The organism is Rhodococcus sp. CX, assembly GCF_015865005.1.
Lineage (GTDB): Bacteria > Actinomycetota > Actinomycetes > Mycobacteriales > Mycobacteriaceae > Rhodococcus.
Genome location: NZ_JADZGH010000034.1, coordinates 38,052 through 46,378, shown reverse-complemented (window position 1 = coordinate 46,378; position 8,327 = coordinate 38,052). Strand labels below are relative to the sequence as shown.

At 69.4% G+C, this 8,327-nt stretch carries 10 protein-coding genes and 1 pseudogene; 4 read left to right on the top strand and 7 right to left on the bottom strand.

Annotated elements, in window-relative coordinates:
* From I0Q12_RS03170 to I0Q12_RS03155, 4 genes are all read right to left on the bottom strand, one after another.
* On the bottom strand, positions 1 to 959 hold a 959-nt coding region (locus tag I0Q12_RS03170), incomplete at its 3' end, for an inorganic phosphate transporter (protein ID WP_307845998.1).
* A 211-nt stretch (positions 960 to 1,170) separates the two neighbouring features.
* A complete protein-coding gene (locus I0Q12_RS03165) occupies positions 1,171 to 1,551 on the bottom strand; it encodes a VOC family protein (protein ID WP_197250556.1) in 381 nt (126 codons plus the stop codon).
* Between the two features lie 17 nt (positions 1,552 to 1,568).
* The gene (locus I0Q12_RS03160; RefSeq protein WP_197250555.1) at positions 1,569 to 2,015 is read right to left on the bottom strand and encodes a hypothetical protein; all 447 of its coding nucleotides are present in this window, start codon (positions 2,013 to 2,015) and stop codon (positions 1,569 to 1,571) included.
* Between the two features lie 104 nt (positions 2,016 to 2,119).
* Complete coding sequence (locus tag I0Q12_RS03155) at positions 2,120 to 3,013, bottom strand: 1,4-dihydroxy-2-naphthoyl-CoA synthase (RefSeq protein WP_197250554.1); 894 nt, start codon at positions 3,011 to 3,013, stop codon at positions 2,120 to 2,122.
* Between the two features lie 63 nt (positions 3,014 to 3,076).
* Between I0Q12_RS03155 and I0Q12_RS03150 the strand changes: the two genes are divergently transcribed.
* The 3 genes from I0Q12_RS03150 (at position 3,077) to I0Q12_RS03140 (ending at position 5,236) form a co-directional block, all read left to right on the top strand.
* A complete protein-coding gene (locus tag I0Q12_RS03150; protein WP_197250553.1) occupies positions 3,077 to 3,715 on the top strand; it encodes a PaaI family thioesterase in 639 nt (212 codons plus the stop codon).
* Between the two features lie 77 nt (positions 3,716 to 3,792).
* On the top strand, positions 3,793 to 4,710 hold the full coding sequence (locus tag I0Q12_RS03145; protein ID WP_231609915.1) for an o-succinylbenzoate synthase: 918 nt from the start codon (positions 3,793 to 3,795) through the stop codon (positions 4,708 to 4,710).
* Between the two features lie 85 nt (positions 4,711 to 4,795).
* Entirely contained in the window at positions 4,796 to 5,236 is a 441-nt protein-coding gene (locus I0Q12_RS03140; RefSeq protein WP_197250552.1) for a hypothetical protein, read from the top strand.
* A 74-nt stretch (positions 5,237 to 5,310) separates the two neighbouring features.
* Here I0Q12_RS03140 and I0Q12_RS03135 read toward each other — a convergent pair.
* The 3 genes and pseudogenes from I0Q12_RS03135 to I0Q12_RS03125 form a co-directional block, all read right to left on the bottom strand.
* Positions 5,311 to 6,168 (bottom strand): annotated as a pseudogene (locus I0Q12_RS03135) (siderophore-interacting protein).
* Positions 6,169 to 6,193: 25 nt separating this feature from the next.
* Positions 6,194 to 7,282: a VanZ family protein gene (locus tag I0Q12_RS03130; RefSeq protein ID WP_197250551.1), complete on the bottom strand. Its 1,089-nt coding sequence runs from the start codon at positions 7,280 to 7,282 to the stop codon at positions 6,194 to 6,196.
* Between the two features lie 25 nt (positions 7,283 to 7,307).
* The gene (locus tag I0Q12_RS03125; protein WP_197250550.1) at positions 7,308 to 7,898 is read right to left on the bottom strand and encodes a flavin reductase family protein; all 591 of its coding nucleotides are present in this window, start codon (positions 7,896 to 7,898) and stop codon (positions 7,308 to 7,310) included.
* 103 nt (positions 7,899 to 8,001) lie between these two features.
* On the opposite strand from I0Q12_RS03125, the gene I0Q12_RS31780 reads away from it, so the two are divergent.
* On the top strand, positions 8,002 to 8,327 hold a 326-nt coding region (locus tag I0Q12_RS31780; RefSeq protein ID WP_307845991.1), incomplete at its 3' end, for a thiamine pyrophosphate-binding protein.

Genomic DNA, 8,327 nt, shown 5'->3' with positions numbered 1-8,327 from the left:
GACGGCAGCGTGATCAGCCAGGCCACGGCCATGCGCCCGGCGACACCCCAGCGGACGTCGGCCGATTTGGTGCCGAGTCCGGTGCCGAGGATCGAGCCGGTCGCGACGTGCGTGGTCGACAGCGGCAGACCGAAATGGCTGGACGTGAGGATGATGGCGGCCGACGAGGACTCCGCGGCCATGCCCTGCGGCGGGGAGATCTCGACGAGGCCCTTGCCGAGGGTGCGGATGATCCGCCAGCCACCGAGGTAGGTGCCCAGCGCGATCGCGACCGCGCAGGCGAGCTTGACCCAGAACGGCATCTCGGCGTCGGCGGTGATGGTGCCGTGGGCCACCAGCGCGAGGAAGATGACGCCCATCGTCTTCTGGGCGTCGTTGGTGCCGTGAGCCAGCGACACGAGTGACGCGGTCCCGACCTGCCCGATGCGGAAGCCGCGGGTGCGGTGATCCTCGGGAATGTCGTGGGTGAGCCGGTGCACCGCCCAGGTGCCGACCGTTGCGACGAGGGCCGCGACCACCGGCGCGAGCAACGCGGGGATGATCACCTTGCCGAGCACGCCGTCCCACACGACGCCGTTGATGCCGATGGCCGCGAGTGCCGATCCGATCAGGCCGCCGAACAGGGCGTGCGACGAGCTGGAGGGCAGGCCGAACAGCCAGGTCGCGAGATTCCAGAGGATGCCGCCGACGAGGCCTGCGAAGACGATGATGAGGAGTTCCTCACCGCTGGTGCTGTCCAGATCGACGACGCCCTTCGCGACGGTCGCGGCGACCTCGACGGACAGGAATGCACCCACCAGGTTGAGGGTGGCGGAGAGCGCGACCGCGACCTTCGGCTTCAGTGCACCCGTGGCGATGGATGTGGCCATTGCGTTGCCGGTGTCGTGGAATCCGTTGGTGAAGTCGAATGCGAGGGCAGTGACGACCACTACCAGGAGGACAACAAGCTCAGCGGTCACATCTCATGATTCTGCTGTAGCGGGGAGGTAAAAGTACAGCGAAGCTCTGATGACGTCGAAGCGTTTCGAACGTGTTACACGAGGTCGCGGGAGGGTGCCGGTCGCAGCGTGTGGGAGGAGTCACTCGCCGAGCGATGTGATCTTGTTCTCATCGTCACTTTCCCGGGTGCCCCGGACCGGTCCTCGGCCCGGTTTCCCGGCACCGCCCGCGCTACCGGGTGTCGCGGCGGATCGGGTGGTCCGGGGGAATCTGCACGAGCACGATGGGGATGCCGTCGGGGTCCGCGATCCACAGTTCGTGCAACCCCCACGGTTCCTGCTTGGCCTCCCGCACGATCTCGACGCCGGCGAGAACGAGTTCCGCCTCGGCGTCGTACACGTCCCGCACCTGCAGCCAGAGGGCGCCGGCGAAGTGGGTCGGTTCGTCGGACGCGCCGTGCCCCGCGATCTCGATCAGCCCCTGCCCGGCGAAGAACACCGTGCCGCCCGGGTACTCACGGGAGATCGCGAGACCGAGCGTCTTCCCGTAGAACTCGAGCGCGGCGTCGTAGTCGCGCGGACGCAGGATCGTCCGGCTGCTCAGCACCTCCACGTTCCGGGTTCCTTCCTCTACTCGTGCGTGCCGGGGCACGATTCGTGACCTCGCCGGCCGTGGGTCCGTCGTTCCTCTTTCATCTCGGCCTCGAACAGGTGCCGGCGACCGTCGACCAGTTTGCTGCGCACGTCCGAGTCCAGAGCCCGGAACTCCGACCAGTAGCCGTCGTCGAACTCCTCGACGAGCTGGAAACTCCACCGCCCCTCGATGACGTTGCGGCCGACGAGTTCGGTGCGCACCTTCTCGGCGAGTTCGGTGTGCCCGGCGGCCTCGAGGAGATCGGCGGCGTCGCCGGCCTGCAGATCACCGCGGCCCATGAGCTGATGGAAGGCATAGAGGTGACCGCGGGCCTGTTCGATGGTTTCGAGCGCCTCGGACAGCTTGCCCACTGCCTCGATCGTCGCGTCGTCGACTCCGTCCGGCCGGGTGTGTTCGGGTGCCGGGCGCTCGCGGTCGGTCATGGACCACAGTGTGCCGGACCGGCCGGGATTCGCGACCGATTCGCCGAACGAAACGCCCGGCTTTCTCCGGTTGCTCGCCCGGAGACGAGCAACCGGAGAGGAGGTCAGAAGTACCAGGGGAACGGCGACCAATCCGGGTCACGCTTCTCGAGGAAGCTGTCGCGACCTTCGACGGCCTCGTCCGTCATGTACGCCAGGCGGGTGGCCTCACCCGCGAACAACTGCTGCCCGACGAGTCCGTCGTCCTGCAGGTTGAACGCGTACTTGAGCATGCGCTGCGCCTGCGGGGACTTGCCGTTGATCTTGGCCGCCCACTCGAGCGCGACGTTCTCGAGCTCGTCGTGGTCGACGACCCGGTTCACCGCGCCCATCTGGTGCATCTCCTCGGCGGTGTAGGTGTCGCCGAGGAAGAAGATCTCGCGGGCGAACTTCTGCCCGACCAGCTTCGCGAGGTAAGCGCTGCCGTACCCCCCGTCGAAGCTGCCCACGTCGGCGTCGGTCTGCTTGAAGCGGGCGTGCTCGCGGGAGGCGAGGGTCAGGTCGCACGTGACGTGCAGGCTGTGCCCGCCGCCGGCGGCCCAGCCGTTGACGAGTGCGATCACGACCTTCGGCATGAACCGGATCAGCCGCTGCACCTCGAGGATGTGCAGCCGCCCGGCCCGCGCCTTGTCCACGGTGTCGGCGGTCTCGCCGCTCGCGTACTGGTAGCCGCTGCGGCCACGGATGCGCTGGTCGCCGCCCGAGCAGAATGCCCAGCCGCCGTCCTTCGGGCTCGGACCGTTGCCCGTGAGCAGAACCGCACCGACATCCGACGTCATGCGCGCGTGGTCGAGCGTCCGGTACAGCTCGTCGACGGTGTGCGGGCGGAACGCATTGCGCACCTCGGGCCGGTCGAACGCGACGCGGACGGTGCCCTGCGTGATGTGCCGGTGGTACGTGATGTCGGTGAGGTTCTCGAAGCCCGGGACCGGGCGCCACAACTCAGGATTGAAGGTCACGTCGTCACCTTAGAGGGTGGGTTCGCCACGACCCGATCGTCGGCGGCCGATAACGTGCTCGGTATGAGCGAACAAACGGACCGGTCGGTGGACACGGAACACGAACACCACGGCGGGTTCCCCGTGTACACGCCCGTCAAGGCCGGTCCGAACTACGGGCGGCTCGTCGAAGCACTGCGGCGCCTGCAGGATCTCGCGGTCTCGACCAACCCTCCGGACGACGTGGTCGAGCAGGCGATCGCGCAGGCCGAGGCCCTCGGCGACCTCCTCGAGCCGCATCAGGTTCCGGAAGGCAAATCGCCGGCCGGGTTCAATCCGGAGCTGCCCGGCCGCGGAAGCCTGCTGCAGCCGCCGTGGCTCATCGAGAAGTTCGACGCCGAGGGCGTCCGCGAGCGCGGCACGTTCCGCCTGTTCCATCGCGGGGGGAACAACGCCGTGCACGGCGGCGTCATCCCGCTGCTGTTCGACGATCTGTTCGGCATGGTCGTGCACGCTTCCGGACATCCGATCTCCCGCACCGGCTATCTGCACGTCAACTACCGCAAGATCACCCCGATCGGAAGCGAGTTGGTCGTCGAGGGCCGGGTGGACCGGGTGGAGGGCCGCAAGATCTTCTGCTCCGCGGAGCTGCGCACACCCGACGGCACGCTGCTGTGCGACTGCGAAGCCCTCATGATCCAGTTGCTGCCCGGCCAGCCGTGACCGATCCGGTGTTGCCTCCGCTCGACCTGCCCCCGCTCGACGAGCTCCTCGCCGGCGCGGTCGTCGTGTCGCTGCCCATGCGGGTGCGGTTCCGGGGGATCACCACCCGCGAGGTCGTGCTGATCCAGGGCCCGGCCGGCTGGGGCGAGTTCGGTCCGTTCCCCGAATACGGTGACGACGAGGCCGCGCACTGGCTGCGGTCGGCGATCGAATCCGCCTGGCTCGGCGATCCCGAACCGCGCCGCACGGCGGTGCCGGTCAACGCGACCGTTCCCGCGGTCGACCCGGACCGCGTGCCCGAGATCCTGGCCAGGTTCCCCGGGGCACGGACCGCGAAGGTGAAGGTCGCCGAGAAGGGGCAGGACCTCGCGCAGGACATTGCGCGGGTGCGGGCGGTCCGCGAGCTGATCGACAACGTGCGCGTCGACGCGAACGGCGGCTGGGAGGTCGACGAGGCCGTGACCGCGCTGACCGCCCTCACCGCGGACGCGCCTCTCGAGTACGCGGAGCAGCCGTGCGCCACCGTGCCCGAACTCGTCGAGCTGCGACGCCGGCTGCCGGACGTGCCGGTTGCGGCGGACGAGAGCATCCGGCGGGCAGAGGATCCGTTGCGGGTGGTCCGCGCGGGTGGTGCCGACGTCGCTGTGGTCAAGGTCGCACCTCTCGGTGGGGCCCGGCGGCTCCTGGCCCTCGCTGCCGAGCTGGCCGAGCACGGGGTGCCCGTCGTGGTGTCGAGCGCGCTCGATTCCGCGGTCGGCATGGGCTCGGGACTGGCCGCCGCTGCAGCACTGCCGGACCTGCCGTACGCCTGTGGCCTGGGCACCGGTAACTTCTTCACAGCCGATGTGGCACCGGTGAGGGCGATGGCCGACGGGGTGATCCCGGTCGGCGCGATCGCGCCCGATCCGGCCAGGCTTGCCGAGGTGAGGGCTTCCGGCGAGCGGGTCCGGTGGTGGACGGACCGGCTCCGGCGCTGCCACGCGCTGCTCGGATAACTCGGGAGTATGTTGCAGCTGCGGCGTCGTATATCGTTCGGGCGTCCCAATGGTCACACAAGTCCCATGTATGGAGGCAGTGAAAGTGGTTGCAGCTCTGGGTGATGCTCTGCTCGGCGCCGACAAGTTCCCGGCAGTCATCGCCGATGTCGAGGCTCTGATCGATGCTGAGGTCTCGGACAAGAAGGGCGCCTCGGGTCTCGCCCTCAAGGGTGGATACGCCGCGGTGAAGAAGGTGGGACCGTCGATCGTGCCGGGCGCGATCGAAGGGCTGCTGCCCGAGTTCGTCGAGAAGATCCAGCCGTTCTGGAACGAGTTCGGCGGCAACGGATCGTTCGCCGACTTCCTCGTCGCCCGCGAGGACGAGGTCTCGAACGCGCTCCTGGGCGTGACGGACGAGCGCATCGCCGGCTCGTCCAAGACCGCCGTCAAGAAGGTGTACGACTCGCTGCGCGGGTCGGCACAGAAGCACGTCGCCGAGGCGCTGCCGCGCCTGGGTGCGCTCATCCAGAAGCACGCCGGCTGAGCTGAGCAGTAGATGCCTTTCCGGTCTCGGGGCGGGGACGGGTCCGGGAAGGCATCACCTCTTTCGTCGCCGGCTCAGTAGGCGGCCGCACCGTGGTTCCAGTACCCGGTGAAGGTCACCGCCGACTTCGGTAGTCCGCGGTCGCGCACGAGGTGCCGCCGCACACCCGTGGCCAGCTCGGATTCACCGGCCACGAACGCATAACCCGGCCCGTCCGGCAGATCCGCCGCCCGCACCGCCTCGATCACCGCGGTGCCCGGGCGTGTGTCCGGATCCGGCCGCACGACCGTGTGCACCCGCACGTGGGGCGCGGTCTGCAGATTCTGCGCCGTGACGTCGTCCGGATCGGCGACCTCCACGAACACCTCGACCGGCATGTCGAACTCCGCCGAATCCAGGATCCCCGCCAGCGCGGGCAGGGCGCTCTAGTCGCCGACGAGAAGTTGCCACCGCGCCTCGGGAACCGGCTGATAGATGATGCCCTCGTCGAGCAGCGCCAGCTCGTCGCCGGGCCGGACGGTGTCGGCCCACACCGACGCCGGGCCCGGATCGCCGTGCGAGGCGAAGTCGATGTCGATCTCCGCGGTGTCCCCGAACCGTCCCGCGCCGGCCGGGCGGTAGCGGCGGATCGTGTAGTTGCGCAGCACCGGGCGGATGTCGGCGGGCATGGCCTGGAGCCCCGGCCACCACTGGTCGTCGTCCGCGATCGGCAGATGCAGTTCGCTCTGCCCGGCGTCCGGGAACAGCATGCGGAACCACTGGTCGAACCCCATCGGGGCGATGCTCGAGAGGCGTTCCCCGCCGACGGTGAGGCGGACGAAGGAGGGGCTGATCCGCTCGGACGCCAGCACCCGGGCGCGCACGAGTTCGCGCGTGGCCGGTTTGAGGAACTTCGAGGTCCTGCGCGCCGCGGTCCGGGCTCGATCGGCCATGTCCACCTCCTGAGGTCAGCCGAGCCTAACCTATGTCGACCGGTGTCCGTTCGGGTGCGCGACTGTCCACGAGTTCCTGCCCGGTCAGCACACCCGGCAGACCACGGCCGTTGCGGGTGAACACCGCCGCCAGGACCGCGACGCACGCGAACGCGGTGACCAGGCCGTTCCACCGCTCGGGGAGCAGGTCGAACAGGCCGTACCCGCCGATGCCGCCGAGGAACCGCAGCAGCCGCGAGAACGCCACGGGCATCGACCCGCCCGTGTACCGCAGCCGCACCACGTGATCGCCGGGAGAGGCGCCGGTGACGAGGGTGGCGAGCAACCACGCCGCGAGCGCGACGCCACCGCCGACGATCGTCGACACCGGCCCGTCGACCGCGGTCGCGCGATCGTCGGCCAGATAGATCAGGTAGGCCCTCACCGCGACCGCCACCGTGAACGTCGTCAGCACGTAGCCGATCCAGTCGCACGCCATCGCCAGCAACCGGCGCGGCACGGTGACCGGCCGCGGTTCCCCCGGGTCGGCGTCGCCGGAGCGGCCCGCGAGCCCGCGCGGAACCGCGAGAGCCAGCAGCGAGCCCAGCACCGCACCGACGGTGTTCGTGAGCAGATCGTCGACGTCGAACACCCGGTACGCGCAGTCGTACGCGCCCCACATCCCGGTCAGCTGGGTGAGTTCGACGAACAGCGACGTCGCGAACCCGAGCGCGGCCGCCACCGCGAGTCCGCGGCCCCCGAGTATCCGGACAAGGAAACCGAGGGGAACGAACAACAGGACGTTCAGAGCCAGCTGAAGAAATGCCGCGTCACCGAGAAGGGCGGTGGGACGGCCCCCGGCATTCGACCACGCGCCCCTCAGATCGTCGACCGACGCGAAGAGGTCCGTGTTGGTCCCGGCACACATCAGCGTCTGCGGATCGGGCAACGGCAGCAGGGTGTAGGCCCAGAGCGCCCAGAAATAGACGAGGGCAGCCACCCACACCGCCAGCCGCCCGACCGAGACCCTGCCCCGGCGGCGATAGCTCACCGCGACGAATGGCACGAACAGCGCCGCACCGGCGATCAGGCCGGCGAAGATTGCGATGAAACCGAGTACGACGCGACTGTCCACGACCGGAGTGTGCCAGCCGGGACGCTCAGAACTCGGGACGCTCGAGCGTGCGGACCTGTGGTGTCAATCCCCATTCGGTGCGCCCGAGACGGCTGGCCGGGGCGAGCGCGGCGAAATCCGGCGCCCCGTCCTCGGCGAGCACGTCGGGCCGTACCGTGACCGCCACCACGTCACCCATCACCACGAAACAGTCACCGACCTCGATGATCCGGTGCAGCGTGCACTCGATCGAAGCCGGGGACTCGGCGACCCGCGGCGGATGCACCCGCTCGCTGCATTCGGCCCGCAGACCCACCTGCGCGAACTCGTCGACGTCGTGCGCGAACCCGGCCGAGGTCTCGTTGACCTGCTCCATCAACGGCACGGTCGCGATGTTGATCACGAACTCGCCGGTCTCCTCGATGTTGCGGACACTGTCCTTGCGGCCCACCGACGTGAACTGCACCACCGGCGGCGCGACGCTCGCGACCGTGAAGAAACTGTAGGGCGCGACGTTGGCCACACCGTCGGCCGAGACCGTCGACACCCACGCGATCGGACGCGGGACGATCGTCGCCGTGAGAAGCCGGTAGAAGCGACCGGGGCTGAGCTCGGCGGGCTCGAAGACTGTGCGCATGCGCCCATTCTCGCCGGGCTCCGCGCACATTCGTACTGTGACACCCCTCCCGATCGGCCGGGGGACGGCTGTCCGCAGCGAACGCCGAACTACGCTGGACGCCGTGAATCCGTCCACCGCCCAGGCCACCGCAGTCGTCGACGAACTCGCCCGAGGCGGTGTTCGCGACGTGGTCCTGTGCCCGGGCTCGCGCAACGCGCCGCTCGCGTTCGCGTTGCAGGCGGCAGACACGGCCGGCCGGCTGCGGCTGCACATGCGCATCGACGAGCGCACCGCCGGGTTCCTCGCCATCGGCCTCTCGCTCTCGTCCGGCCGGCCCGTGCCGGTCGTCATGACCTCCGGCACCGCGGTCGCGAACCTCGGGCCGGCCGTCCTCGAAGCGAACTACGCCCGCGTGCCGCTCGTCGTGCTCAGCGCGAACCGGCCGTA

Bases quoted from the DNA above. Each gene is read 5' to 3' on its own strand.
- I0Q12_RS03160 (WP_197250555.1), bottom strand. From the start codon at position 2,015: ATGACCGACCGCGAGCGCCCGGCACCCGAACACACCCGGCCGGACGGA.
- I0Q12_RS03150 (WP_197250553.1), top strand. From the start codon at position 3,077: ATGAGCGAACAAACGGACCGGTCGGTGGACACGGAACACGAACACCAC.
- I0Q12_RS03145 (WP_231609915.1), top strand. From the start codon at position 3,793: ATGCGGGTGCGGTTCCGGGGGATCACCACCCGCGAGGTCGTGCTGATC.
- I0Q12_RS03125 (WP_197250550.1), bottom strand. From the start codon at position 7,898: ATGCGCACAGTCTTCGAGCCCGCCGAGCTCAGCCCCGGTCGCTTCTAC.